Source organism: Tessaracoccus sp. MC1865 (assembly GCF_017815535.1).
Classification (GTDB): Bacteria; Actinomycetota; Actinomycetes; order Propionibacteriales; family Propionibacteriaceae; genus Arachnia.
The window spans coordinates 1,057,099-1,082,040 of sequence record NZ_CP072596.1 but is presented as its reverse complement, the minus strand read 5'-3'; the positions used below and the strand labels follow the sequence as shown (position 1 = coordinate 1,082,040).

Below are 24,942 nucleotides of genomic sequence, written 5' to 3'. Positions count from 1 at the left end.
TCACTTTCACGTTAGAGTTCCATCAACCTTAGACAAACGTTAGACAGGTCGCGATGTCAGTTCACACTTCGGCTCAGAGCACGTCGAGCCCCTCCAATCCGGACCAAGTCATCCTCCTCGACGAGGCGGGCCGCCCCGTCGGCAGCGCAGACCGCCTCACCATCCACACCGACTCCACTCCGCTACACCTGGCCTTCTCCACATACCTCTTCAACGCCGCCGGGCAGGTCCTCGTGACCCGCCGTGCGTTGTCGAAGAAGACCTGGCCAGGCGTGTGGACCAACTCGGCCTGCGGTCACCCCCGGCCGGGCGAGCAGATCGAGGACGCCGCCCGACGCCGGATCCGCGAGGAGATCGGGCTGCACGTCGGTCCCCTCGTATCGCTGCTGCCGCAGTTCCGCTACCAGGCCACGGACGCATCGGGCATCGTCGAGAACGAGATCTGCCCCGTCTTCGCCGCCTTCGTCGGCGACGAGGACCCTGTGGCGAACCCCGAGGAAGTGGCCGAGTGGGCCTGGATCGACTGGGCAGACCTGCACCGCGCGATCGAGGCGACCCCCCACGTCTACAGCCCGTGGGCCGCTCTCCAGATTCCGGAGATCAACACCCTCTTCCCCGGTGCCCACGACCTGCAGCACCGCTCCACCGCCGACCCCGACGCAGCGGTGGCCGAGGTTGACCAGCGCATCGCCGCCGAACTCAACGCGCTCGGCACCGAATGGGGCGCCCTCATCGGCGACCTCGGCGTCGACATCCTGGCCGACGACCTCCCCCAGTGGCTGGCCCGGCTCAGCTCCGGCGGCAAGCGCATCCGCGTGCGGCTGGCGTACTGGGGCTTCATCGCCGGCGGCGGCGCCCACGGCAGCGAGTCCTACCTCCGCCTCCTGCGGATCACCGCCGCCCTCGAACTCCTCCATCTGTTCGCGCTCATCCACGACGACGTAATGGACGAGTCCGATTCCCGCCGCGGCCACCCGTCGGCCCACGTGGAGGCCGCCGACTGGCACCGCAACAGCGCCGCCGTCGGAGAGGCACGGCGCTTCGGCGAGAGCCTGGCGGTCCTGTTGGGCGACCTCGCCCACACCGTCGCCGACCGGCTGGTCGACGGGCTCCCCCGCCGCCTGCGCGAGACGTGGTACCGGCTCTGCGTGGAACTCATCGCCGGCCAGCGCGCGGACCTCACCGGCGCCGTCGCCGGACGCTGGGACCGCCACCACGCCGAATCGGTCGCCCGCCTGAAGTCAGGGCGCTACACCGTGATGCGGCCGCTCCAGTTCGGCGCGATCGCCGCCGGCGCCTCCGCCGAGGCCGAGGAGGCCCTTCTGGCCTGTGGCGAGCTCCTCGGCCGCGCCTTCGCCCTCCGCGACGATTACCTGGGCGTGTGGGGAGACCCCCACATCACCGGGAAGCCGGCCGGCGACGACCTCGTCGACGCGAAGGCCACCGTGCTCCTGTCCATCGCGCGGGAACGGCTCACCGGCACCAGCCGCGACACCCTCGAGGCGCTCGGCACGGACGGATTCGCCCGGAGCGACGCCCCGGAACTGGCCCACGCCATGCGTGAGGCCGGCGTCGATGTCGAACTCGAGAAGCTGATCGCCGACGACCTGGCCGCCGCCCTCGCCCACCTCGACGACGTGGGCCTGGTCCCTGCCGGCGTCGACGGTCTGCACGACGCGGCCCGCGCCGTCGCCTGGCGGGACGCATGAGCAAGAAGGTAGTGATCGTCGGCGCAGGCCTCTCCGGCCTGTCCGCAGCCCTGCACCTAGCCGGCGCGGGGCACCGGGTCACCCTCCTGGAACGCGACGTGGTGCCCGGTGGGCGCAACGGGATCCTGGAGCGCGACGGCTTCCGGTTCGACACCGGGCCGGTGGTGTTCACCATGCTCGGCCTGCTCGAAGAGGCCTTCGCCGCCGTCGGGCGGAGCAGTCGCGACTACGTGCAGATGGCGCTGCTCGACCCCGCGTACCACGCGTTCTTCGCCGACGGCTCACAGCTGCTGGTGCGCCCCGGCCATGAACTGATGCGCGAAGAGATCCTCGCCCAGTGCGGCCCGAAGGACGCCGCGGCGTTCGACCGCTTCGTCGCATGGCTGAAGCGCCTCAACGACGTCGAGGTGCCCAACTTCATCGACACCAACTTCTCCTCCCCGCTCAGCCTCCTGCGCTCCCCCGCCGCCGCGCTGGAGTTGCTGCGGCTCGGGGCGTTCGGTCGCCTCGGCCCGGCCGTCGCGCGCCGCTTCGACGACGAGCGCCTCCACCGGGTGTTCAGCTTCCAGGCGATGTATGCCGGCCTCGCGCCGGCCCAGGCCCTGGCGCTGTACGCGGTGATCACCTACATGGATTCCATCGAGGGCGTGTGGTTCCCCGAGGGCGGGATGCACGCCGTGCCGCGCGCCATGGCCGCGGCGGCGGTCGACGCCGGGGTCGAGGTGCGCTACAACGCCACCGTCGAGAGGGTGCTGCGCGGAGCCGACGGCGCCGTGACCGGGGTCCGCCTGACGGACCACGAGGTGGTGCCCGCGGAAGCCGTCGTCGTGACGGCCGACCTCCCCGTCGCCTACGAGCGGCTGCTGCCAGATCTTCAGGCCCCGAGGGTCGCCCGGCGGGGCAAGTTCTCGCCGTCGGCGCTGGTGTGGCACCTGGGTGTGAAGGGAGACCTGCCTCCCCAGGTGGGCCACCACAACATCCACTTCGGACGCGCGTGGGACGAGGCCTTCACCGACCTCCTCAAGCGCGGCGTGCCCATGGCGGACCCGTCGCGCTACGTGGCGGTCCCGACGGTGCACGCCCCCGACGCAGCGCCCGCGGGTCACCACACGCTCTACGTGCTGGAGCCGGTGCCGAACCTGCAGGTCGGGAAACTCGACTGGGCCCTGGAAGGCCCCCGCCTGCGGGAACGCATGCTGCGTTTCCTCGAGGGCGCCGGCTACCCCGTCGACATCGTCACCGAGGAGCTGGTCACGCCCGCAGACTGGGCCGCCCAGGGCATGGCGGCCGGCACGCCGTTCGCGCTGTCGCACGCCTTCTCACAGACCGGCCCGTTCCGCCCGCGCAACGTGGACAAACGTGCCCGGGGGCTCATCTTCGCGGGCTCCGGCACCACGCCCGGCGTGGGCATCCCGATGGTGCTCATCTCCGGCAAACTCGCCGCCCGACGTGTGGAGGAACTCTGATGGACCAGATGCTCGAGGCGGGCTACCGGCGATGCGGTGAACTGACCCGTCAGTACGGCACCACCTACTACTGGGGAGCGCTGCTCCTGCCCCCCTCACAACGCCGGGATGTCTACTCCGTCTACGCGCTGTGTCGGCTCGCGGACGACATCGTCGACGAGCCGGAACGGGTGGATCTGGCGGTACCCCAGGACGGTACCCCCGCGGAGCGGCTCGACGCGTTCCGGCAGGTGTTCTTCACGGCACTGGCCTCCGGGCAGTCGTCGGATCCGGTGATGGCCGCGATCGCGGACAGCATCCGCCGCCGCGGCACGGATCCCGAATGCTTCGAGCGCTTCTTCGACGCCATGGCCCTGGACCTACACACGGAGACGTGGCCCACCTGGGAGCGCCTCCGCGACGGCTACATGGAGGGCTCGGCGGCCGTGATCGGCGAGATGATGCTGCCGGTGCTCGAGCCGTACACCGTCGAAGCGAGGGGGCCGGCGCGCGCGCTGGGCCACGCTTTCCAGCTGACGAACTTCCTCCGCGACATCGAGGAGGACCTCGACCGGGGCCGCGTCTACGTGCCCCAGGCGGACCTGGCGAAGCACGGCGCGGATCCCTGGCTGCGCCGGGTCACCCCGCAGTGGCGCGCCATGATGGCCGAGCAGTTCGAGCGCAACCGCGCGCTGTACGCCGAGGCGATGACCGGGCTGCCCATGCTGCCGCCGGCGTCGCGCCGCTGCGTCGGCACGGCCCTGGTGCTGTACAGCCGCATCCTGGACCGCATCGAGGCCCGCGGTTACGACGTCTTCTCAGGTCGGGTCCGGGTGCCGGTGGGCGAGAAGCTCGGCGTGGTGGCCCGTACGCTGACCGTCGGGCTCCCCCAGCCGACGCTGGCCTAGTCAGCGCCGGGCGCCGAGGAGTCCGCGCATCGGCACGGTCCACACGTCGTGGCCGGCTGCGCCCCAGCCGGCCAACAGCTCGTTGGCAGCCAGGAAGCCGGTCGTCGCGGCTCGCTCCATGAGCGCCACCGGGTAGTCGCAGCGGAGCCAGTCGCCCGCCAGCACGAGCCGGGAGTCCGGCGTCGTGACGCCTGGGCGCTCACTCCAGCCCGAGGGGCCGATCAGCGTGCAGTCGTCGCGGATGAGCACCTCACGGCCCACCACCCCGGCCGTCGCCGTTTCGGGGAACACCCTGTGCAGTTCCGCCTCCAGCCGCTGCACCACGTCGCCGGCAGCGGCCTGGTCCTCCATGACGGCCGGGTCGCAGGCGTAGGCGTGCAGCTCGACGACTGAGCCGCCGTTGCTCTCGGCCCACCGCTCGGCGCCGTCCTCGAAGCGTTCCAGCACTGAGACGTTGTCGAGCGGGCCGTAGCCCGACGTGCCGAGGAACGCGGGGCGCGTGGCCAGCACCGGGGTGTCGAGCCACAGGCGGACGACGGCGAACGGCGGCGCGTTGTACGTGGCGGCCACGGAGTCACGCCAGGCGGCGAGCCCTTCGCCGTCGACGGTGGCGGCCAGCGCGCGGGCAGCCCGTGGGTCTGCGGCGAGCACCATGGCATCGCCCTCGATGCGCTCAGAGCCGACGGTCACGGCCGCGCCGTTCTCCCCCAGCTGAATCGAAGCGACGGGGGCGCCGAAGCGGATGTCGACGCCCAGGCCGCCGAGCACGCGGGCAAGCGGCGCCCACAGGGCGGTGTCGTAATCGTCGTCCGGCACGTCGAAGAGCAGGCCCTCGGCCGAGCCCAAGAAGTAGGTGTGGAACATCGCCACGAGTTCGCCGGCGCCGAACTCGCGCGGGTCGGCGAAGAAGGAGCGCGCGAACACCTCCAGCGCCAGGTCGCGGGCCCCGTCGGGGAACCGGAGCCGGTCCAGGAAGGCCGCGGCGGATTCGCCGTCGTAGCGCTCATAGGTTTCGGGGAACTGCACCTGGAGCAGCTCGAGGGCCGCAGGGATGCGCACCTTGGCCAGCCCCTTCAGCGAGAACGCGGGGCTGCGGGCGACGAACTGCAACACAGACCACGGCGGCGTCTTCGCCAGGCCGGTGAACGAGTCGCGCAGCCCGTCCGGCCGCTGCAGGGGGTAGTCGTCGATAGGGACGAGGAACGACAGATCGACATCTGCGCGGCGCAGCAGCCGGCGCAGGTTGTAGTACTGGCGGAAGAAGGCGTGGAAGCCGCGGCTCATGGTGCGGCCGTCCTCCAGCGGCCAGGCGGCGACGCGGCCGCCGAGCCTGTCGCCGGCCTCGAACAGCGTGACGCGCACCCCTCGCTCAGCCAGTGCGGTGGCGGCCGCGAGGCCGGCGATGCCGCCGCCCACCACCAGCGCGTGGCGGCCCCCGTCGAGATGACGGGCGCCGGCCTGCCCAGGGTGGCGGACGGCGCGCTTGTCCCTGCCGGGGCGTTGGCTCATGGGGTCTCCTCCGGTTTGCGGGCGATGAAGGTGTGGAGCACTCCGCGCTGCCACCCCACGGCCGTGCGGTGGGCGACATCGACGAACCCGGCAGCGCTCAACCTGTCGGCGAACGTGGAGACCGAATCGAAGTCGATCACGCTGCGCCAGAGGTATCGGTACAGCGTCGGGTTGCGGTCCACGACCGAGCCCAGCGGGATGGTCACGCCGTGGCTGACGGCGTCCCACACCCGGCGCGCGGCGTTGTTGCCGGCCACCGAGTACTCCTGCACGCACAGCCACGCACCGGGGCGCAGCAGCTCGAACACCTCGGCCACCGCGCTGTCACGCTGCTCCCCGGGCACGTTGCGGAACAGGTAACAGGCGAGGGCGCCGTCGAAAGTTCCGCGGGCCCACCTGTCCAGGTTCAGCTCGCCAATGGTGGCCCGCTCGAACCGGACCTGCGGAGGCCAGCGCTTGGCACGGGCCCGCTCCAGCATGCCCGGCGACGCGTCGAGGCCCAGGATGTAGGACCCCTCTGGGGCCGTGTCGGCCAGCGCCCGGGTGGAGGCGCCCGAGCCGCAGGCCAGATCCAGCAGGGCCTGGGGATCACCGTCGAGACGCGACGTCAGGGCCTCGGCCGCGCGGCGCAGTTCGCGGTGGTAGCCGGGGTTGAGCCGCACCATGAGGTCATAGCGGCGGGCACCGCGGTCGAAGGCTTCTGCCATGTTCATGCGGGCTCTCCCTTTCGTCGACCCAGCGCCACCCATACGAGCATTGTGAGGGTGAGCATGGTCCACCCGAAGCCGAAGTCCTCAATCGGGATGTCCCAGGGGAACCGGATGCCGGAATGGTGTGCCGGGTTGTAGAGCACGATGGGGTCTGAGAGCTTCGTGAGCCAGCCGTCGACCAGGCCCTGGAAGAAGAAGATGATGGCCATCGAGATCCAGTACTGCAGCGAGCGGAACAGGCCGGTGCGCAGCCAGAAGGCCTCCAGGGCGATGACGGCGAGGATCCCGATGACGGTAAGGACCGTGTACTCAGGCATCGTCTTTCCTCCCGCGGAGGCGGCCAAGGACGTAGCCGACACCCTCGTACGTCAGCAGCCCGCAGATGGGGATGACCAGGAAGAACAGCAGCTCCTCGAGCGGAAGCACTCCGAGCATGATCCCCGTGGTGAAGCGCTCGCTGTAGGTCCAGTGGTCGCGCAGGATGCCCAGCACGTCCCAGGCGAGGAAGACCACGAGCATGGGGAGCATCGCGAGCAGCAACCGGAGGGGACGCCGGTAGACCCGGGCGCGGAGCACGAACTCGAGCGGCAGGGTGATCGCCACGCACGCGGCCATCAGGATCAGGTACTGGTAGCTGTCAGCCATCACTGTCACCCTAGAGGTTCGACAAACTTTATACAAGCAGTCGGAGGCCACGGAGTACGTAACCCTCGATGAGGTCGTCCCAGGTCAGCGTCGGCTCCTGCGCAAGACGGGGGCGGCGGGCTAGGAGACGCGTGAGCAACTCGTCGGTCTCGAAGATCGCCAGGGGCTGGCCGGGGCACCGATGGGCCCCGTCCCCGAAGGTCATGACGGCCTCGTCGACCCCGGGCGGAAGCTCGCGGGCCGGGCGGAGGGCGAGCGGCCCCTCCCCTACGGCTTGGGCGTCGGCGTTGACCTGCCGGACGCACACGTCGACGAGGTCGCCTGGAGCGATGGTGGCGCGCTGCTCCCCGTCGGTGATCTCGATCTCCTCCTGCGCCCGCCGGTAGAGGTGCCCGACGACGGGCTCCAGCCGGATGATCTCGTTGAGGATGGCGTGGCGCTCCACGCCCCCCGCGACCAGGTAGCGCTCCAGCAGCGCCGGAGTGGTGAGGAGGTGCCAGGCGGCCATCGTGATGAACTCGCGGGTGGTCACCATGCCCGCCGTGCCGTAGGTGACGCACTCCACCAGGATGTCAGCGTTGGTGTAGCCCTCGTCGATGAGGTGGCTGATGACATCGCCCTGGCGTTCCCGTCGACGGCGTCGCACCGCCGGCCGCACATCTGCCCCGTAGAACCTGGCGACGGGCACGAGCCCGCGCCAGGCAGCCTGCATCCATTGGCGACGGGTGCGGCCCAGGTCCTTGCGGGTGATGTCGAGGGGCGGTTGGCGGAAGAACGAGACGAGCCGGGTGGCCATCTTCTCCACCGGCGACTCCGTCAGCCCGACGATCCGCGACGTCACCTCGACGCTGTAGAGGAGCGCCAGGTCGTCGAGGACGACCTCTCCGGAGAGGCCGTCGACGTGCCGCGCGGCCGCCAGGGAGATGTGGTCGCCGTGGCGCTCACGCACCACCTTGGGCGCGAAGAACCGGCCCACCTTCGAGCGCTGCTCGTCGTGCAGGGGGCCGTCCGACATCAGGATGGGGTGGTGCTTGAGCACGCCCTTGGGGATGTACTCGGCGGTGAAGCCCGCCTGGGTGGTGGCGTGGCGGGCGCGCAACACCTGGCGGGCAGCTTCGAGGGAGCGGATCCGCCAGAGGTCTCCCACGCGCTCCAACCTGGGTTCGGTTGGCTCGCCCGGCTTGTGGGCGCGGCGCTGGTCGTCGGTCATTGCACCTCCTGTGACCCTCAGCCTAGGCGGCCGACGGACCGCGGGCGCAGGTCAGAGGTAGAGGCCGGTGCCACCGTCGGCCACGGAGGTGGAGGCGACGGCGTGGATGTCGCGCTCCCGCAGCAGCACGTAGGTGCGCGCCTGGAGTTCGACCTCCGCCCGGTCTTCGGGGTCGAAGAGCACGCGGTCGTCCGTCTCGACCGAGCGCACATTGGGGCCGATGGCCACCACCTTGGCCCAGGTGAGTCGCCTACCCATCTGCACGGTGGCTGGAATGAGAATCCCCCCGCCGCTGCGTCGCTCACCGGACACCGCGTCGACATCGACGAGGACCCGGTCGTGCAGCATTCGAATGGCCAGGTTGGGTTCGCTCACTTCTCGATCGCCCGACGCGCCTGCGAAGCCAGGCTGCGTCTGTTCGCCACCGACGAGACGGCCATGAAGAACACCACCGCCCCCACGACTGCGCCGCCGATCATCAGCAGACGGTCTGTGCGCCAGGCGCCGCTCTCGTCCTTGAACGACGACGTGGCGGTCTCGAACTCGGTCTTGGCGAACTCCTTGACCTGAGACACCGATTCGCGGGCGATGTTCTTCGGCTTCATCGACTCGACGGCCTCGGAGGTGGCGTTGGCCAGCTTCGCGCGGTTGGCGGCGAGGTCGACGCGGATCTCATCGACTGAACGGGTGCTCATAGAGTGCTCCTCGGTAGGTTCTCTGCCCTCCAGCCTATTGACACTGGGGCTCTCACGCCAGAAGACGCGGAGAACGGGCGCGGCGCCGCCGCACTACACTGGCGGCCATGACCGCACGTTTGACCACCGGAACGCCCGCTCCTGACTTCACGCTGCCCGACGAGGCCGGCAACGACGTCTCGCTCAGCAGCTTCGCGGGACGCTCGGTCATTCTCTACTTCTACCCCGCCGCCATGACGCCGGGCTGCACCACGCAGGCCGTCGACTTCTCGGCGTCGTTGAACGCCTTCCAGGACGCCGGATACACCGTGCTCGGCTGCTCACCGGACGCTGTGGAGCGGCTGGCGAAGTTCAAGGCGAACTCCGACATCGAGTTCACGCTGCTGGCAGACCCGGAGAAGAAGGTGCACAACCTTTACGGCGCCTACGGGGTGCGCAAGCTGTACGGCAAGGAGATCGAGGGTGTGCTCCGCTCCACCTTCGTGATCGACGTCGACGACGAGGGCCACGGCCTGGTCCGCGTCGCGCAGTACAACGTGAAGGCCACCGGACACGTGGCGAAGCTGCGCCGCGAACTGGGTGTCTGACCACTTCCTGACCATCGACGCCCCGCCGGGGCACGGCGTCGACGTCGAACTCGAGATCAAGCGCTCCCGCTTCCTCACCCGTCTCAGGCGGGTGACGACCGAGGACGAGGCGCGCGCGGTCATCGAGGAACGCCGCTCGGTGCACTTCAGCGCCAGACATAACTGCTCGGCGTTCGTGCTGGGCCCCGACGCCCGCACGGCGCGAAGTTCTGACGACGGCGAGCCCGCCGGAACCGCGGGGATACCGATGCTGCAGGTGCTGCAGAAGAACTCGCTGACTGATGTCGTGGCCGTGGTCACCCGCTACTTCGGGGGGATCAAACTCGGCGCAGGGGGTCTCGTGCGGGCCTACTCCGACACTGTCGCCCAGGCCGTGGACGCCGCGGGGATCCGGACGGTCCAGCTGTGCCGTCTGCTGCAGATCGACGTCGACTTCGCGTCCGCCGGCGGCATGGAGGACCAGCTCCGCGGCCTGGTGCTGCCGTCGGGCGAGGCGGTCGTCGTTGACGGCGTTGAGTGGAGCGACAAGGCGCACATCAGGGTGGCGGTGAGCGCTGGGCACGAAGAGGAACTGGCGACGGCGCTGGCGACGATGTCGGCCGGCGCCCTCACGGCAACCGGCATCGGCGAGCGCTGGGTCGGCTGATCCGGTGCCCGTCACCCCGAGGCGTGGCGGTCGCCTGGTAACGGCCCCGAACCTTGGTCCTCGATCAGCTACGCACGCCGAAGGAGCGGCCCAACCGCCAGATGTTGCCGCCGGGCGACGGCTCGTGGCTGAACTCGTCGAGTACCGCCTGAGCCAGCGCCAGTCCCCGGCCCGACTCGCTGTCGGCTTCCGGCATCGCGATGGAATCCCAATCAAGGTGGGCGGGAATGGCGTCGTCGGTCAGGCACGCCCCTGCACCCTCTGGCGTGAGGGTCATCCTGGCCGTCAGGGTCACCGCTGTGTCCGTTCGGCTGTGCTGGATGATGTTGGTGGTGACCTCGCTCAGGGCCAGTGCGAAGAGTTGATGGTCCTCCTCGTCCCCGGACGGCCAGCCCTGGCGCAGAAGCTCGTACGCCTCCAGGACCCGCTCGATCAGAGCGGTCTCGGCCAGTCCCTCAACCACGCTGACGCGTGTGGTGTCATCACGCATCGAACGCCGAGTCAGGCGTGGCGTGGTTGCGCAGGACCCTGTCGAGGTTCGTGAGACGCAGCACCGAAACGACCTGCTCGGGCGCGGCCGCGATCCGAAGATCACCTCCGGCAACTCTCGCCGCCTTCAAAGCGCCGATGAGTGCACCGAGGCCGGAGGAGTCAATGAACGCAGTGGCGCCCAGGTCCACCACCACCCTGGTGTGCCCCTCTGAGATGAGGTCATCGACGCGGTGGCGTAGCAGCGGCGCCACCGCGGCGGTGAATCGACCTTCGATCGAGACAATCACATATCGTTCAGCGACATTGGTCGTGAGATTCACTGTTCTCCTTCAGCGAGGGCGGGACGCGGGCCGCGGTAGGCGGCTGCCTGGATGATGACGCTCAGGACGATCAGGTCATAGGCGACCCAGGCGGTGTTGACGAGGGTGCCCAACCCGTCGGCGGTGCCGGCCACGACGCGCAGCGCACCGACGACGACGGCCACGAGCAGCACGGCGATCGCCGTCAACTGCGGCCAGATCTCGCGCCACGGCACGCCTGAGGGATCGCCGCCGTCCTTGCGGGTGACCGCGAAGTTGAGCGGTTTGCGCAGAACAACGTTGGCGAACGCCGTCCAGCACGCCTTGAGCCACACCGGGAACAGGGCCAGCGAATACTGCTGCCCGCGCCAGGTGCGCATCCCTCGGCCCACGACAACGAACAGCAACTGGTTGATGAGGAACGCGGGAATGAACCGGATGAAGAAGTCCTGGCTCCACGCGGAGACCGGAAGCACCCCGAACAGCAGGTAGATCACGGGGGCTGCCAGGTAGACGATGGCGGCGAACCCGGCCAGATAGCTCCACATGGTGGCGAAGTACATGAGCCGCTGCCCGAGCGACAGCCCCCGCTTGACCAGCGGGTTGTCGCGCAGCATCACTTGGAGGGTGCCCTGGGCCCAGCGCAGGCGCTGGGTCAGCATGGTGCGCAGATCCTCCGGAGCCAGGCCGGTGGCCAGCACCTCGTGGTGGTAGACGCTGCGCCAGCCCAGGGCGTGCAACTGCATGGCGGTGGCCATGTCTTCGGTGACGGAGATGGTGGCCAGCGGGAGAACCGGCTGGGCTTCCGCCCCCCGGTCGATGCGCAGCGCATCCAGCAGCCGGGCCACCACTTGGATGGAAGCCACCGGAGACAGATCTGCCTCCGTCAACCTGTCGAGTGCCTGCTCGTCGATGACCACCGTGTCCAGTTCGGCGTCGTGTTCGACGGGCAGGAGGCTGAGTTCGGCGAGGTCCACCTGCATGGCGGTCAGGTCGCGCGCCGCCATCCGCTGTGAGGAGGTGGACACGAGTTCGCGCAGTTCGTAGGTCACCTCGGCGATCGGTTCACCGTCGGCGATGCGGGTGCGGCCGGAGGCCAGCGCGGCCCGCAGTTCAGCGAGCTCGACGCGAAGGTCCTCGTCCGCGGATCTGCTGATCTCGCGGCCGAGCATCTTTTCGGAGGCGCGCAGCACGCGGCGCGTCGAGGCTGCCACGTCCCGCACGTAGCCGACGATGCCCAGCTGCATGAGGGCTTCCCGGCGCAAAACCGCATTGGATCCGCAGAAGAAGGCCGCGTTCCAGCCGTCCTTGCCCTGTTGGATGGGGCCGTAGAACAAGGGGGCCTGGCTACCGAGCACATCGGCATCGTCGACGTTGCCGAACCACTGGGGCGTCTGCACGAGGGCAACCTCAGGGTCGTCGGCGAAATAGCCGAGGGTGCGGTGCAGGATCAGCGGGTCCGGTACCTGGTCGGCGTCGAGGATGAGCAGGAATTCGCCGTCGGTCTGGAAGAGGGCGCTGTTGAGGTTGCCGGCCTTGGCGTGGCGCGGTTTCCCCGCCCAGTCGTCGGGCCTGATGATGTAGCCGATGCCCTCGGCACGCGCGGCGAGCGCCAGGTCCTCACGGGCCCCGTCGTCAAGGATCCACGTGGTGTGTGGGTAGGCGATCCGCTGGGCGGCGCGGGCGGTGCGCAGCACCATCTCGATGGGCTCGTTGTAGGTAGTGATCAACACATCGACGGTGCCCTGGGGCGGTGACATGGGCGCCGGGCGCTCCCTGGAGCGCCACATGGTGAGGGCGAACAGGAAGGTGTCGATGACGCTGTAGGTCTCAGCCATCACCAACGGGACCGCGATCCACCAGGCAGACCAGTTGACCGATTCGAGCCAGCGCCACGCGACATAGTTCGTGCCCAGCAGCACAGTCAGCACCGCTAGCACCCGGATCGCGATGAAGCGCGCGTTCACTGGTCCCTCCGGATGGCCAGAACGGTGAGGTCGTCCGTCGCCGGCGTCGAGGTTGCCAGCGCCATGGCTTCGCGGACCGCGCCGTTGGGGCCGAGCGCCCGCAGCGTCTCCGCCACCTGGGCGAAGGGGTCGTCGGGGTCGAGTACATCGAGCAGGCCGTCGCTGCAGCACAGGAACATGTCGCCCTCCAGGAGGCGGGTGCGGGTGGACACCCGCTGCTCGCCGAGCCCTGCACCCATTCCGAGGGGCAGCCCGGTGGAGCGCAACTGCTCGAACTCCCCGTCGGCTCGCAGGATGAACGCCAACCCGTGGCCGGCATCGACGATTTCCAACATGCCCGAATCGATGTGCAGTTCGGCGTGGACGGCGGTGACGAACAAGGTGGTATCCCACTGAGCAGAGTCGAGGAGACGGTCTGCCTCCGTGACCGCCTCGACGATGTCGCGGCCGGGGGCCGTCCCCAGCGAGGCACGGACGAAGGATGAAGCGATCGCCGGCCCGATCCCCTTGCCCATCGCGTCCGCCAAGCTGACACGCAACCTGCCGTCGCGCAGCACCATGTCATACATGTCGCCGGAAAGGGTGCCGACGGGGCGGGTGTCAGCGGCCACCGTGTAACCCGGCACCTGGGGCAGCGTTCCGGGGCGCAGCGCCTGCTGGACCAGCGCGGCGTGGTTCATCTCCTGATCACGTGCCAGTTCGGATTCAACCCAGAACGCCAGGTCACGCAGCACGCTCATTTCTGCGTCGCTGAAGGCCCTGGGCCTGACGTCGATGATGCAGAGGGTGCCCACAGGTTCGCCCCCGGGCGCGTGCAGCGGCTCCGCGGCGTAGAACCGCACGTGCGGCTCCCCCACCACATAGGGGTTGAGTCCGAACACCTCCGACGAGGTGGCGTCCTCCACCACCACGCTGGCGTTCTGCCGCACCGTGTAATCGCAGAATGAGTCCTGCCGGGGGGACTCCGAGGAGCCGATCCCGACCTCCGATTTGCGCCACTGCCGGTCTCTGTCAATGAGCGAGACGCTCACCATGGGGACGTTGAACATCTGCTGCGCCAGCCTGGTCACGCGGTCCACCCGCTCATCGGGCGGGGTGTCAAGAATGCCCATGGCATCCAGCGCGGATTGGCGTCGTACCTCGTCGATAAGCAAAAGGCCCCCTTGTCAGGCCAGAGCCTAGGCCACCAACCGGACATTCCGGTAGCCGAAAGATGGGGCGGGGAGAGACTGAGCAAAAGTCACGATCCCGTTACAAACCCCGCCTATGCCTGCGAGTGACCGGCCAGGCAACTAACTTGCCTCCATGACCGACACCACTTCGACACGCGACTCCGGGCTCGGCCAGCCTCTCGTCGTGCTCAAGGACGTCAACAAGCACTTCGGTGAACTGCACGTCCTGAAGGACATCAACCTCACCGTCAGGGAGGGCGAGGTCGTCGTGGTCATCGGCCCGTCCGGCTCCGGCAAGTCGACGCTCTGCCGGACCATCAATCGCCTGGAAACCTTCGAGTCCGGCTCCATCACCATCGAAGGCACGGAGTTACCTGAAGAGGGAAAGGCCCTGGCGCAGTTACGCGCAGACGTGGGCATGGTCTTCCAGAGCTTCAACCTCTTCCATCACAAGACGATCCTCGAGAACGTCACGATGGGACCCATCAAGGCCCGGGGCGTCAAACCCGCCGTCGCGAAGGAGCGGGCGATGGAACTGCTCAAGCGGGTCGGCGTCCAGGAGCAGGCCCACAAGTACCCGGCGCAACTCTCCGGCGGCCAGCAGCAGCGTGTCGCGATCGCCAGGTCGCTCGCGATGGAGCCGAAGGTGATGCTCTTCGATGAGCCCACGTCGGCGCTGGATCCGGAAATGATCAATGAGGTCCTCGACGTCATGACCAAACTGGCCCAGTCAGGGATGACGATGATTGTCGTCACCCATGAGATGGGCTTCGCCCGCAAGGCCGCCGACAGGGTTGTGTTCATGTCGGACGGCGCAATCGTAGAGGAGAACACCCCGGAGGAATTCTTCACCAAACCCCAGTCAGCCCGAGCCAAGGATTTCCTCGGCAAGATCCTCACACACTGAGAACCCTTCCCTTCACCACAGACTTTCAAAGGAGAAAGATCCATGCGTAGGACCACTTACCGAATCGCCGCCATCGCGGCGGCGGCTGCACTCGCCCTCACCGCCTGCGGCGGCGACGGCAACGACACCGGGACCGACACCGAAACCGGTGGCGACGGCGCAAGCAGCGGCACCATCAAGATCGGCACCAAGTTCGACCAGCCGGGTCTCGGCCTCCAGGAGGGGGGCGAGATGTCCGGCTTCGATGTCGACGTGGCCAAGGCCGTCGCCGAAAAGCTCGGCTACTCCGAAGACCAGATCGAGTGGACCGAGTCGCCGTCGCCCCAGCGCGAGACCATGCTGGAGGCCGGCACCGTCGACTTCATCGTCGCCACCTACTCGATCACGGATTCCCGCAAGGAACGCGTCCAGTTCGCCGGCCCCTACCTGGTCGCGGGCCAGGACCTGCTGGTGAAGGCCGATGACGACACCATCAACGGGCCTGACGACCTCGAGGGCAAGATCCTCTGCTCGGTGTCGGGTTCGACGCCGGCTGAGCGCGTGGCCGAGGAATACCCGGGCGTGCAGCTGCAGGAGTACGACACCTACTCCTCCTGCGTGGACGCTCTGGCATCGGGCAGCGTCGACGCGCTGACCACCGACGATTCGATCCTCGCCGGCTACGCCGCCCAGGAGCAGTGGGCCGGGCAGTTCCGCGTGGTGGGCCAACCCTTCAGCGAGGAGCTGTACGGCATCGGGGTGGCCAAGGAGAGCGAGCTCTGCGAGCAGATCAATGAGGCGCTCGTCGAGCTGTTCGAGGAGGGCGCCATCGACGAGGCCATCGAGAAGAACCTGGGGCCGGCGAAGTACACGCCGAACCCCGACACCAACCCCGCTGAGCCGGGCGGCCACTGCGACTGACGCGTGACCGGGCGCGACGGGTGCCCCACGCACCCGTCGCGCTCTCCCATCCACATCTGACGAGGAGGTGCCGTGCTGGAACTCATCGAACGCTTCAACTTCCTGGGAGCGGTCTGGCTGACCCTGCAGCTCACCCTGTGGGGCGCGCTGCTGGCGTTCGTGCTCGGCACCATCGTCGCCATCATGCGGCTGACGCCCGTGCGGGCGTTGAACTTCGCCGGCTCGGTGTACGTCAACGTGTTCCGCAACACCCCGCTGACGCTGATCGTGATCGCGGCGAACCTCATCCTGTGGAACCAGTTGGGCCTGCAGCTCGCCTCCCGCGAGTCGGCCACCTACATCATCGACACCAACATCCGGCTGGCCATCATCGCGCTGGCGGTGTACCACGCGGCGTTCGTGTGTGAGGCACTTCGCTCCGGCGTCAACACCATCCCCGTCGGGCAGGCAGAGGCGGCGCGTTCCATCGGCCTGACCTTCAGCCAGAACCTGCGCCACATCATCCTTCCCCAGGCGCTGCGCGGCGCCATCACCCCGCTGGGCAACGTCCTCATCGCGCTCACCAAGAACACCACGGTGGTGACGGCCATCGGTGTGGCCCAGGTGTCGCACTCCATGGCGCGCATGATCGAGTTCCGCTCCGACGTGATCATCCTCATCTTCGGCCTGGTGGCCCTCACCTTCGTGGTGCTCACGCTGCCGATGGGGCTGCTGACCGGCTGGCTGTCGAAGAAGCTGGCGGTTCGTCGGTGAACAGCGCAGCCGCCCTCTTCGACCCGCCCGGCCCCAGCACCCGCCGTCGCCACTTCATCTACGCCTCCATCGGCGTGCTCATCATCTTCGGCGCCGGCGCCTGGATAGTGCTGACGCTCTGGAACGCCGGACAGATCACGCCGGACCGCTGGGCTCCCGTGTTCACGCTGGAGGCGTGGCAGCAGTACTTCCTGCCCGGCATCCAGCAGACCGTCCTCGCCGCCGCCCTCAGCATGGTGTTGGCGTTCATCTTCGGGCTCATGTTCGCGATGGGCCGGATGTCGGACCTCAAGGTGTTGCGGTGGCTCTCGTCGGTCATCGTCGAGTTCTTCCGCGCCGTGCCGGTGCTGATCATGATGCTGTTCGTCTTCTACCTGCTGACGTACAACACGGACCTGGCGGGCCCTTCACTCAGCTTCAGCGCAGTGGTGGTGGGCCTGACCTGCTACAACGGCGCGGTGATCGCCGAGGTGGTCCGCAACGGCGTCGGCTCCCTCCCCTCGGGCCAGCGTGAGGCGGGCCTGTCCATCGGACTGACAGCCAGCCAGACCCGCCGCCTGATCCTGGTACCTCAGGCCCTGACGGCCATGATGCCCACGCTGCTCAGCCAGCTCGTCGTCGTCCTCAAGGACACCGCGCTGGGCTACATCATCCTGTACCCCGAGCTGCTGAACCGGGTGCGCCAGATGGGCAACCGGTTCGGGAACCTGACGGTGACGTTCGTGGTGGGCGCGCTGCTGTTCATCCTGCTCAACCTGCTGGTGACCAGCCTGGCCCAGTTGGTGGAGCAGCGGCTGAAGCAGCGCGGCAAGACGGCCGGGCGAATCACCGCGGCGCAGCCGCCGGCCCGGGAACTGAGTACGCAAGAAGGGACTTGAACCCTCACGCCCGAAGGCACAGGAACCTAAATCCTGCGTGTCTACCAATTCCACCACTTGCGCAAGCGAGCTAGATTCTAGCCGCTACGCGTAGGGATGAACCACAGGCTGTCCCAGCGCGAAACGCGCGGCCACCTCATAGCCGAAGCCGTACCCGGTGCTCCGGGATTCGATGAGCACCAGCTCGTCGGCCTTCCAAGACCAGCCGGGGAACGAGTCCAGCACGGTCAACCACCGGGTGGCCTGTACCCCGCGACTGTTGCGGGCCAACGTCAAATGCCCGACGAACCTGCTGCCGTCGACGTCGATCCCGGCCCGGGAGGCGGCTGTGCGGCAGTGCGCGGAGAGCGACGCCAGCGGCTCGTGGCCCACCGGCACCCCGAGGCCGATGATGCGGGCCCTGACCGGGTTCGGGAACGCGATGCCCCCCGCAATGCGCACCTCGAACGGTTGTGTCCCCGCCGCGACCTCCGCCAGATGGTCCTCCAGGTATTCATCGCGCCCGACACCCACGTGGCCCATGAACGACGTCGTCAGGTGCCACCCCTCGGGGCGGGTCCAGCGCAGGTCACGGTCAGCCTCGCGGCGCGGGGCGACGTAGCTGTCCAGCTCCTGGATCACCTCTGGCGGCGGCAGCACGGCCGTGAACATCCGCTTCGACATACCTCAACGCTACTGGCCTCCCCTGAACCTGTCTGCGGTAGCGTCGAACGACGACGACGAGGAGGACTCCGTGGGCCGATTACGAGCGTTCCTGACCAGCATCCCGCAGCGCTTCTGGTTCGTGCCTGCCCTCTTCATCGCCGCCGCGATACTGGTGGCGCAGACCCTCGTCGCCGCAGATCGCGCCTCGCTCGAGCTTCCCGGCTTCATCCGGAGCTTCCTCTTCGACACCGGCGTCGACGGCGCCCGCGCCCTCCTCGCGTCAGTGGCGGCCTTCCTGGGCGTGGCCGGCACCGCGTTCTCCATCACGATTTCGGTCATCAGCACCGCGTCCACCACCTACGGGCCGCGCCTGGTGCGCAACTTCATGCGCAACCGCGACAACCAGGTGGTGCTGGGGGTGCTCACCGCCACCTTCGTCTACACCCTCCTGGTGCTGCGCACCATCCGTTCGACCAGCGACGACGGCACGGTCTTCGTGCCCCACCTCGCCGTCAACGCGGTCATTCTGCTGGGCATCATCGACGTCTTCCTGTTCGTCTGGTTCATCCACCACATCGCGAGCTCCGTGCAGGTCGAAACCATTTCTGAAGGCGTCCGCCGCGACTTCCAGCGGGCGGTGGGGCGCAACTGGCTCGACCCGGAAGCGCCGGAGCACGACACCATCGACGCCCCCACCGACGGCGGCGCGGTCCTCGGCTCCCCCGTCGACGGCTACCTCACCCATATCGACGGGCGCGCGCTCGCGGACGCGGCCACGGCGGCCGGGGTGTCGGTCCGGCTGCTGAAGCGGGCCGGCGACCAGGTGATCGAGGGCGAGCCCATCGCCCAGATGTGGCCGGCGGAGCGCGCTGAGGGGGTCGAGCCACACCTGAGGGACCACCTCCACACACGGCCCAGCCGCTCCACGGAGCAGGACGTCCGCTTCGCTGAGCAGCAGATCGTCGAACTGGCAGTTCGCGGCCTGTCGCCGGGCAACAACGACCCCTACACCGCCGTCAACGCCATCCAGCAGGTGGCCTCAGGAGTGACGACCGTCGTCAGCCGCGCCGAGAGCGCCAACGTGCTGGTCGACGAGGAGGGCGTGCCCCGCGTCTACCTGCGCCCCGTGACGATCGGGGAGATCGTCGACACGCCCTTCGACCACATCCGCCCCTACGCGCTCGGTGCCCGCATCGTGTTGGAGGCGCTGGTGGACCTGGCCGCACGGATCCGGGTGGCCGCCGTCGATCCCGAGGTCGCCCGCCTCGCTGACCTCCACGTCGACACCATCCTGAGCGAAGCGGAGCTGGGCGCGCGCGACACCGCCGCGCTGCGGAGCTACGTGGAGACCAGCCGGGCTCAGAGCACGCTCACGCCGCCGGCCAAGCCCTGAGGCGGGCCGCCTGAAGGAACCGTCGCCGCGTGGACCCCGGGCGTCGTAGCGTTGGAAGCCCCAACCGGAAGGAACGGTTCCATGCTTCGAATGAGCCCGTACATCGCGTTCAACGGCCAGGCCACCGCCGCCCTGGAGTTCTACCAATCGGTCTTCGGCGGCGAACTGACGACCACCCCGTTTGCGGACTACAGCTCCGCCCCTGAACTGGAGCACAAGATCATGCACGGCCAGCTCGACGCCGAGGGCTTCACCCTGATGGCCGCAGACACCCCGACGAACGACGCGCCCGAGGAGAAGGGCAACACCACCATCGTGATCTGGGGCGAGGACGCCGAGACCGGTCGCCGGTGGTTCGACGCGCTGGCCGAGGGCGGCACAGTGGTCACGCCCTTCGAGCAGCAGATGTGGGGCGACCACTACGGCGACCTCACGGACCAGTTCGGCGTCGAGTGGGGCATCAACATAGCCGCCGGCTAGGCAGCTGCCGTCCCCTCAATCAGCGTCCTCGTCCGGCAACGGGAAGGCGAGCGGCTCCGGGTCTGCCGGGTGCAGGGCCGGATCGTCGACGGGGAACGTGGCGATGCGGCCGCGCCCGCTGTGCCGCGACTCGAACCGCACCGTCACCCGCCCCAGCCCCGAGCCCCAGACCCAGCCGCGGCCGTGTTCGTCGTGCTCGACGTCGGCACCGGGATAGAAGCCGCCCTGCCCACGCACCCCGCTGAGGGGGACAGCCTCGGGGTCCTCACCTGCCACCGTCTGTTCGGTCACGTCGACGGCGCCGCCGGCGCCGGCGCCGGCCGCAGACCCAGGTCCGAGGTCGAAGAGCTTCTCTTGCGCGGCCGTCACGAAATTGGACACGCCGATGCCCAACAGCCGCACGCCCGCGCGGATGTCCACATCGCCGAGCAGGCTGATGCCTTCGGCGGCGATCTCGGCGCCGTCGGCGGTGGCGCCCCCGAGGCTGCGGGCGATGGTGCGCGTCGTGAAGTCTGCGAACCGCACCTTCAGGGTGACGGTGCGCGCGAAGAAGCCGGCCCGGGTGAGCCGTCGGGCCACGTCCGCCGAGTCGCGGCGCAGGATCTGTTCCAGTTGGCCGCGGTCGGTCAGGTCGACGGCGAACGTGTCCTCGGTGGAGATCGACTTCGGGTCGCGTTGCGGCTGCACCCGCCTCGGGTCGCGGCCCCAGGCGAGTTCCGCGAGGCTCTCCCCCGCCGACTGGCCGAGTTCCCTGACCAGCTCCCTCCGGTCGGCCCCGCGCAGGTCTTCGATGGTGTGCAGACCGATGCCGACGAGCTTCTGCTCCGTCGCTGGGCCAACGCCGGGGATGGCGCGCACCGCCAGCGGCGCCAGGAAATCCAGTTCCTCCTCGGGCCGCAGGATCCGGTGGCCGTTCGGCTTGGCGGCTTCGCTGGCCAGCTTGGCCAGGAACTTCGCGGAACCCACCCCCACCGAGGCGGTCAGCCCTTCCGTGCGCCGCTCCAGCTCGGCGCGCAACCATTCGACACGCTCGCCCAGTTCGTCGTCGGGCCAGTCGCTGGGTTCGAGGTCGACGAATGCCTCATCGAGGCTCAACGGCTCCACCAGGGGCGACACTTCGCGCAGGAGCCCCATCACCACCCGCGACGACGCCCGGTAGGCCTGGAACCGGCCGCCGAGGAAGGCCGCGTGCGAGGCCCGCCGTCGCGCCTCGGTGCCGGACATCGCGGAGCGAACACCGAACTTCCTGGCCTCGTAGCTCGCCGTCGCCACCACGCCTCGCGGCCCCGAGCCTCCCACGACCACCGGCTTCCCCCGCAGGGACGGCTTGTCACGCTGCTCGACGGCCGCGAAGAACGCGTCGAGGTCAAGGTGGAGGATACGGCGCATGGAGATCCTCGGGGGTCTCTGACCAGCCGGTGCCGGCTGGCTCAGGAACCGGCGGACGGGGTTGGGCGGTACTGAGCGAAGTCGTAGCCCTGGTGCACCTCGCGGCTGACCTCGGTCCATTCGTTGCTGGAGATCAGCGGGAACGTGGCCACGCCCTCAGGCTCCTGGTGCACGTGCGTGATGTCGAGTTCCGTCAGGTACGGCCACGCCCCCGCATAGATCTCGCTGCCCCCGCCGACGTAACAGATGCGCTCCGGCGTCTCCGCGGCCAGATCAAGCGCCTCGGTGATGGAATGCGCCACCTCGACGCCGTCGTCGCTCCACTCTGGATCCCGCGTCACGACGATGATCCGGCGGTCCGGCAACGTCCGGCCGATCTGCTCGTGCGTCCTGCGCCCGAAGATCAGCGTGTTGCCGCTGGTGACGGCCTTGAAGCGGCGGAAGTCCGGCGGGATGTGCCACAGCATGTCGTCACCGGAACCGATGACCCCGTTGTCTGCCACTGCCGCGATAGCGACGATTCTCACCGGTTCTCCTCCAGAGCGATCAGGTTTCCGTCGATGTCGTACTGCGCGGTGCCCAGCGGGTGCGGGTCCTCAATGGCGAGCACCGTCACCAGTGCCGTGGGACTCCCGCGATCCGTGAACACGAGCTCGACACGGTCAGAATGGCCGTATCCGCCCAAATCCATCGGCGCCTGTTCGATGCTCATCATCACCAGCGACTGCCAGGGCTCCAGTTCCACGGCGGGCGGCACCTCGCCCTCCCACCCCTCAGAGATGACCATGGGCCGGTCGATCCGCCGGCTGAAGGTCCGCAGTTCACCAGGCGCCCTCGGCGACATCGCAGTGCCCGTCACCCCGCCGATCTCGACGGTGAACTCACTGATCAGCGTCAGGCCACGCTCCTGCAGCGTGAAGAAGGTCTCCTCGAGAGCGCCGTAGTCGATCGCGTAGGTCTCGACGTCCCCACCGCCCATGGACGGCTGGGGCTCGACCTCCTCCATCATCGGTCCCCCCATCATGGGGGAACCCAACCGGGCGCCGAACACCCAGGACGCGATGCCACCGACGCCGACCACTGCAGCCGCGGCGAGCCCGCCGATCAGCAGCCCCCGTCGCCCCAGGCCGGCCGGCCGTCGGGTGCGGGTGCCTTCCCGGTAACGCGGCTGCGGCAGCCCGTCGAAGGCGCGCAACGCGTCTCCGTGGCTGGTCGACTGGAGCACCATGTCGCGGCGCGCCTCGAAGTCGGCGTCATCCAGGAGTCCGTCGGCGTAGTGCTGCGCCAACCGGTCTAGATAGGCGTCGCGCTCCGGGAAGTGGGGGCGCAGTTCACTCATGCGAGAAGGGTAGCTCAGCGGGGTCACACCGCGATGGGTGCCTTGATCGCCGGATGCGGGTCGTAGCCCTCCACTACGATGTCGCCCAGTTCGAACGCGTCGATCTCTCGCACATCCGGGTTGAGGCGCAGGGCCGGCAGCGGCCGGAACTCCCGCGCCAACTGCTCCGCGACCTGGTCGAAGTGGTTGGAGTAGATGTGGGCGTCGCCGAAGGTGTGGACGAACTCGCCCACCCGCAGTCCCGTGACCTGGGCCACCAGGTGCGTGAGCAGGGCGTACGAGGCGATGTTGAACGGCACGCCGAGGAACACGTCGGCCGAGCGCTGGTACAGCTGGCAACTCAGAGTGCCGGGGCCGCCGTCGGCCGACGGCGCGACGTAGAACTGGAACATCGTGTGGCACGGCGGCAGCGCCATGTCGTCGACGTCCGCCACGTTCCAGGCCGACACGATGTGGCGACGCGAATCCGGGTTGGTGCGCAGCGACTCGACGACCTTGGCGATCTGGTCGACGTGGTGCCCGTCCGGGGTGGGCCAGGAGCGCCACTGGTAGCCGTAGACCGGGCCGAGGTTTCCGTCGGCGTCCGCCCACTCGTCCCAGATGCTGATGCCGTTGTCGTGCAGCCAGCCGATGTTGGTGTCGCCGCGCAGGAACCACAGCAACTCGCCGAAGACGGAGCGGGTGTGCACCTTCTTGGTGGTCAGCAGGGGGAACCCGTCGCGCAGGTCGAAGCGAAGCTGGTGGCCGAAGACCGACCGGGTGCCCGTGCCGGTGCGATCGGACTTGTCGACGCCGGTGTCCATGATGTGCCGCAGCAGCTGGTGGTACTGGCGCATGTCAGCCGAGTTCCTTGAGGTAGTCGACGAACGCACGCACGGCGATGCCGCGGTGCGAGATCGAGTCCTTCTCCTCCGCCGTCAGCTCACTCGACGTGACGGTCATCCCTGCGGGCACGAACAGCGGGTCATAGCCGAAGCCGTTCTCCCCCGCAGGCTGGTCAGTGATCCGTCCGGGCATCCGGCCGTGCCACACACGACGCTCGCCGTCGGGCGCGACCATGGCCAAGGCGCAGACGAACCGGGCGGAGCGGCGCTCGTCCGGCAGCCCGTCCAGCTGGGCCAGCAGGAGCGCGTTGTTGTCCTCGTCATCGCACGCGGGCCCCGCCCAGCGAGCGGAACGCACCCCGGGCATGCCGTTGAGTTCGTCGACTTCCAGGCCGGAGTCGTCCGCGACGGCGAGCAGCCCCGTCGCGCGCATGGCCGCCTCGGCCTTGAGGAAGGCGTTGCCCTCGAACGTGCGCTCGGCCTCCTCGGGTTCGGGGTAGCGCTCGAAGTCGCCCAGCCCGAGCACCTCGATGTCGAGGCTGGCGCCCTCGAGGATGCGCCGCAGTTCTCTGAGCTTCTTCGGGTTGTTGGTGGCCAGCACCAGCTTGTCTGGGCGGGTCACGCCAGCGCCTCGCGCTGAATCCGGGTCAGTTCGGCGCAGCCGACGGTGCCGAGGTCGATCAGCTCCCCCAACTCCTCGCGGCTGAACGGCACGCCCTCGGCGGTGCCCTGCACTTCGATGAACTTACCGGAGCCCGTCATCACGATGTTCATGTCGGTCTCGGCGGCCACGTCCTCGTCGTAACAGAGGTCCAGCAGCGCGGTGCCCGCCTTGTCGAAGCCGACGGAGACCGCGGCGACGGAGTCGGTCAGGGGCTCCCCTGCGAGGGCGCCGAGGCCCCGCAGGTGGGCGACGGCATCCGCCAGGGCGACGTAGGCGCCGGTGATGGCAGCCGTGCGAGTGCCGCCGTCGGCTTGGAGCACGTCGCAGTCGAGGACGATGGTGTTCTCGCCCAGCGCCTTGTAGTCGACGACGGCGCGCAGCGAGCGGCCGATGAGGCGGGAGATCTCGTGGGTGCGGCCGCCCACCTTGCCGCGGATCGACTCGCGATCCGAGCGGGTGTGGGTGGCGCGGGGCAGCATGGCGTATTCGGCGGTCACCCAGCCGAGGCCCGAACCGGAGCGCCAGCGCGGCACCCCGACGGTGACGGATGCTGCCACCAGCACCCGGGTGCGGCCGAACTCGACGAGCACGGAACCTTCCGCGTGGTCCAGCCAGTTTCGGGTGATGCGCACCGGGCGCAGTTGATCAGTGGTGCGGCCGTCGATGCGGGTCACAGTCATGGGCTCCAACTTAGCTTCTCGGTTGTGCTTGGGCGTCCTTCGAGACCCCTCGCGAGACCACGCCGGCTCGACACCGGGTGGTCCCTGGGAGGCGCT

At 68.8% G+C, this 24,942-nt stretch carries 29 protein-coding genes and 1 tRNA gene; 11 read left to right on the top strand and 19 right to left on the bottom strand.

Going from position 1 to position 24,942, the window contains the following annotated elements; genetic code table 11:
- The first annotated feature begins 53 nt into the window (after window positions 1-53).
- The 3 genes from idi to J7D54_RS04920 are packed head-to-tail and all read left to right on the top strand — an operon-like array spanning window position 54 to window position 4,062.
- Window positions 54-1,709 (top strand): isopentenyl-diphosphate Delta-isomerase, encoded by a 1,656-nt coding sequence (idi, locus tag J7D54_RS04930; protein ID WP_182764440.1) that lies wholly within the window; start codon window positions 54-56, stop codon window positions 1,707-1,709.
- Window positions 1,706-3,175 (top strand): phytoene desaturase family protein, encoded by a 1,470-nt coding sequence (gene crtI / locus J7D54_RS04925; RefSeq protein WP_182764441.1) that lies wholly within the window; start codon window positions 1,706-1,708, stop codon window positions 3,173-3,175. The genes idi and crtI overlap by 4 nt, the downstream gene beginning before the upstream one ends.
- Window positions 3,175-4,062, top strand: coding sequence for a phytoene/squalene synthase family protein (locus J7D54_RS04920; RefSeq protein WP_182764442.1), 888 nt, complete (start codon window positions 3,175-3,177; stop codon window positions 4,060-4,062). Before crtI ends, J7D54_RS04920 begins: the two co-directional genes overlap by 1 nt.
- Here J7D54_RS04920 and J7D54_RS04915 read toward each other — a convergent pair whose 3' ends face one another.
- Genes J7D54_RS04915 through J7D54_RS04885 form a run of 7 tightly spaced genes read right to left on the bottom strand, consistent with a single transcriptional unit; the run spans window position 4,063 to window position 8,831 of the window.
- A complete protein-coding gene (locus J7D54_RS04915; RefSeq protein ID WP_182764443.1) occupies window positions 4,063-5,571 on the bottom strand; it encodes an FAD-dependent oxidoreductase in 1,509 nt (502 codons plus the stop codon).
- Window positions 5,568-6,284, bottom strand: coding sequence for a class I SAM-dependent methyltransferase (locus J7D54_RS04910; protein ID WP_182764444.1), 717 nt, complete (start codon window positions 6,282-6,284; stop codon window positions 5,568-5,570). The genes J7D54_RS04915 and J7D54_RS04910 overlap by 4 nt, the downstream gene beginning before the upstream one ends.
- Complete coding sequence (locus tag J7D54_RS04905; protein ID WP_182764445.1) at window positions 6,281-6,598, bottom strand: lycopene cyclase domain-containing protein; 318 nt, start codon at window positions 6,596-6,598, stop codon at window positions 6,281-6,283. Before J7D54_RS04905 ends, J7D54_RS04910 begins: the two co-directional genes overlap by 4 nt.
- Window positions 6,591-6,926, bottom strand: a complete 336-nt coding sequence (locus tag J7D54_RS04900; RefSeq protein WP_076060413.1) for a lycopene cyclase domain-containing protein — start codon at window positions 6,924-6,926, stop codon at window positions 6,591-6,593. Before J7D54_RS04900 ends, J7D54_RS04905 begins: the two co-directional genes overlap by 8 nt.
- 28 nt (window positions 6,927-6,954) lie before the next feature.
- Window positions 6,955-8,136, bottom strand: a complete 1,182-nt coding sequence (locus J7D54_RS04895) for a cytochrome P450 (RefSeq protein WP_076060411.1) — start codon at window positions 8,134-8,136, stop codon at window positions 6,955-6,957.
- A 51-nt stretch (window positions 8,137-8,187) separates the two neighbouring features.
- On the bottom strand, window positions 8,188-8,484 hold the full coding sequence (locus J7D54_RS04890) for a co-chaperone GroES (RefSeq protein ID WP_076060408.1): 297 nt from the start codon (window positions 8,482-8,484) through the stop codon (window positions 8,188-8,190).
- A 23-nt stretch (window positions 8,485-8,507) separates the two neighbouring features.
- Window positions 8,508-8,831, bottom strand: coding sequence for a DUF3618 domain-containing protein (locus J7D54_RS04885; protein ID WP_076060406.1), 324 nt, complete (start codon window positions 8,829-8,831; stop codon window positions 8,508-8,510).
- Window positions 8,832-8,938: 107 nt separating this feature from the next.
- Between J7D54_RS04885 and J7D54_RS04880 the strand changes: the two genes are divergently transcribed.
- On the top strand, window positions 8,939-9,418 hold the full coding sequence (locus J7D54_RS04880; RefSeq protein WP_182764446.1) for a peroxiredoxin: 480 nt from the start codon (window positions 8,939-8,941) through the stop codon (window positions 9,416-9,418).
- On the top strand, window positions 9,411-10,064 hold the full coding sequence (locus tag J7D54_RS04875; protein ID WP_370585866.1) for a YigZ family protein: 654 nt from the start codon (window positions 9,411-9,413) through the stop codon (window positions 10,062-10,064). Before J7D54_RS04880 ends, J7D54_RS04875 begins: the two co-directional genes overlap by 8 nt.
- Before the next feature lie 64 nt (window positions 10,065-10,128).
- Here the strand turns inward: J7D54_RS04875 and J7D54_RS04870 are convergent, their stop codons facing one another.
- The 4 genes from J7D54_RS04870 to J7D54_RS04855 are packed head-to-tail and all read right to left on the bottom strand — an operon-like array spanning window position 10,129 to window position 13,934.
- On the bottom strand, window positions 10,129-10,527 hold the full coding sequence (locus tag J7D54_RS04870; RefSeq protein ID WP_182764447.1) for an ATP-binding protein: 399 nt from the start codon (window positions 10,525-10,527) through the stop codon (window positions 10,129-10,131).
- Between the two features lie 19 nt (window positions 10,528-10,546).
- Complete coding sequence (locus J7D54_RS04865; protein WP_182764448.1) at window positions 10,547-10,876, bottom strand: STAS domain-containing protein; 330 nt, start codon at window positions 10,874-10,876, stop codon at window positions 10,547-10,549.
- A complete protein-coding gene (locus J7D54_RS04860) occupies window positions 10,873-12,822 on the bottom strand; it encodes a glycosyltransferase family 2 protein (protein ID WP_182764449.1) in 1,950 nt (649 codons plus the stop codon). Before J7D54_RS04860 ends, J7D54_RS04865 begins: the two co-directional genes overlap by 4 nt.
- Window positions 12,819-13,934 carry a PP2C family protein-serine/threonine phosphatase gene (locus J7D54_RS04855; RefSeq protein ID WP_182764450.1) on the bottom strand — a complete coding sequence of 372 codons (1,116 nt, stop codon included), beginning with the start codon at window positions 13,932-13,934 and terminating at the stop codon, window positions 12,819-12,821. Before J7D54_RS04855 ends, J7D54_RS04860 begins: the two co-directional genes overlap by 4 nt.
- Window positions 13,935-14,127: 193 nt before the next feature.
- Between J7D54_RS04855 and J7D54_RS04850 the strand changes: the two genes are divergently transcribed.
- The 4 genes from J7D54_RS04850 (at window position 14,128) to J7D54_RS04835 (ending at window position 17,432) form a co-directional block, all read left to right on the top strand.
- Window positions 14,128-14,901, top strand: coding sequence for an amino acid ABC transporter ATP-binding protein (locus J7D54_RS04850; protein ID WP_182764451.1), 774 nt, complete (start codon window positions 14,128-14,130; stop codon window positions 14,899-14,901).
- A 42-nt stretch (window positions 14,902-14,943) separates the two neighbouring features.
- Window positions 14,944-15,801, top strand: a complete 858-nt coding sequence (locus J7D54_RS04845) for a glutamate ABC transporter substrate-binding protein (protein WP_182764452.1) — start codon at window positions 14,944-14,946, stop codon at window positions 15,799-15,801.
- A gap of 72 nt (window positions 15,802-15,873) precedes the next feature.
- Window positions 15,874-16,554: an amino acid ABC transporter permease gene (locus J7D54_RS04840; protein WP_143570909.1), complete on the top strand. Its 681-nt coding sequence runs from the start codon at window positions 15,874-15,876 to the stop codon at window positions 16,552-16,554.
- The gene (locus J7D54_RS04835; protein WP_182764453.1) at window positions 16,551-17,432 is read left to right on the top strand and encodes an amino acid ABC transporter permease; all 882 of its coding nucleotides are present in this window, start codon (window positions 16,551-16,553) and stop codon (window positions 17,430-17,432) included. Before J7D54_RS04840 ends, J7D54_RS04835 begins: the two co-directional genes overlap by 4 nt.
- Here J7D54_RS04835 and J7D54_RS04830 read toward each other — a convergent pair.
- A tRNA-Leu gene (locus J7D54_RS04830) sits at window positions 17,414-17,495 on the bottom strand. The two genes, J7D54_RS04835 and J7D54_RS04830, sit on opposite strands and share 19 nt — an antisense overlap.
- Window positions 17,496-17,516: 21 nt before the next feature.
- A complete protein-coding gene (thpR, locus tag J7D54_RS04825) occupies window positions 17,517-18,095 on the bottom strand; it encodes an RNA 2',3'-cyclic phosphodiesterase (protein ID WP_182764454.1) in 579 nt (192 codons plus the stop codon).
- Window positions 18,096-18,165: 70 nt separating this feature from the next.
- Between thpR and J7D54_RS04820 the strand changes: the two genes are divergently transcribed.
- Window positions 18,166-19,470, top strand: a complete 1,305-nt coding sequence (locus J7D54_RS04820; RefSeq protein WP_182764455.1) for a DUF2254 domain-containing protein — start codon at window positions 18,166-18,168, stop codon at window positions 19,468-19,470.
- Window positions 19,471-19,551: 81 nt separating this feature from the next.
- Complete coding sequence (locus J7D54_RS04815; protein WP_209455209.1) at window positions 19,552-19,950, top strand: VOC family protein; 399 nt, start codon at window positions 19,552-19,554, stop codon at window positions 19,948-19,950.
- Window positions 19,951-19,965: 15 nt separating this feature from the next.
- Here J7D54_RS04815 and J7D54_RS04810 read toward each other — a convergent pair whose 3' ends face one another.
- Genes J7D54_RS04810 through rph form a run of 6 tightly spaced genes read right to left on the bottom strand, consistent with a single transcriptional unit; the run spans window position 19,966 to window position 24,846 of the window.
- Window positions 19,966-21,339 carry a DNA polymerase IV gene (locus tag J7D54_RS04810; RefSeq protein WP_182764457.1) on the bottom strand — a complete coding sequence of 458 codons (1,374 nt, stop codon included), beginning with the start codon at window positions 21,337-21,339 and terminating at the stop codon, window positions 19,966-19,968.
- A 41-nt stretch (window positions 21,340-21,380) separates the two neighbouring features.
- A complete protein-coding gene (locus tag J7D54_RS04805) occupies window positions 21,381-21,866 on the bottom strand; it encodes a dihydrofolate reductase (protein ID WP_182764458.1) in 486 nt (161 codons plus the stop codon).
- On the bottom strand, window positions 21,863-22,678 hold the full coding sequence (locus J7D54_RS04800) for a DUF1707 domain-containing protein (protein ID WP_182764459.1): 816 nt from the start codon (window positions 22,676-22,678) through the stop codon (window positions 21,863-21,865). Before J7D54_RS04800 ends, J7D54_RS04805 begins: the two co-directional genes overlap by 4 nt.
- A 23-nt stretch (window positions 22,679-22,701) precedes the next feature.
- Entirely contained in the window at window positions 22,702-23,514 is an 813-nt protein-coding gene (locus J7D54_RS04795) for a thymidylate synthase (protein WP_182764460.1), read from the bottom strand.
- Between the two features lies 1 nt (window position 23,515).
- Entirely contained in the window at window positions 23,516-24,124 is a 609-nt protein-coding gene (gene rdgB, locus J7D54_RS04790; RefSeq protein ID WP_182764461.1) for an RdgB/HAM1 family non-canonical purine NTP pyrophosphatase, read from the bottom strand.
- A complete protein-coding gene (gene rph / locus J7D54_RS04785; protein WP_076060371.1) occupies window positions 24,121-24,846 on the bottom strand; it encodes a ribonuclease PH in 726 nt (241 codons plus the stop codon). Before rph ends, rdgB begins: the two co-directional genes overlap by 4 nt.
- Window positions 24,847-24,942 lie beyond the last annotated feature (96 nt).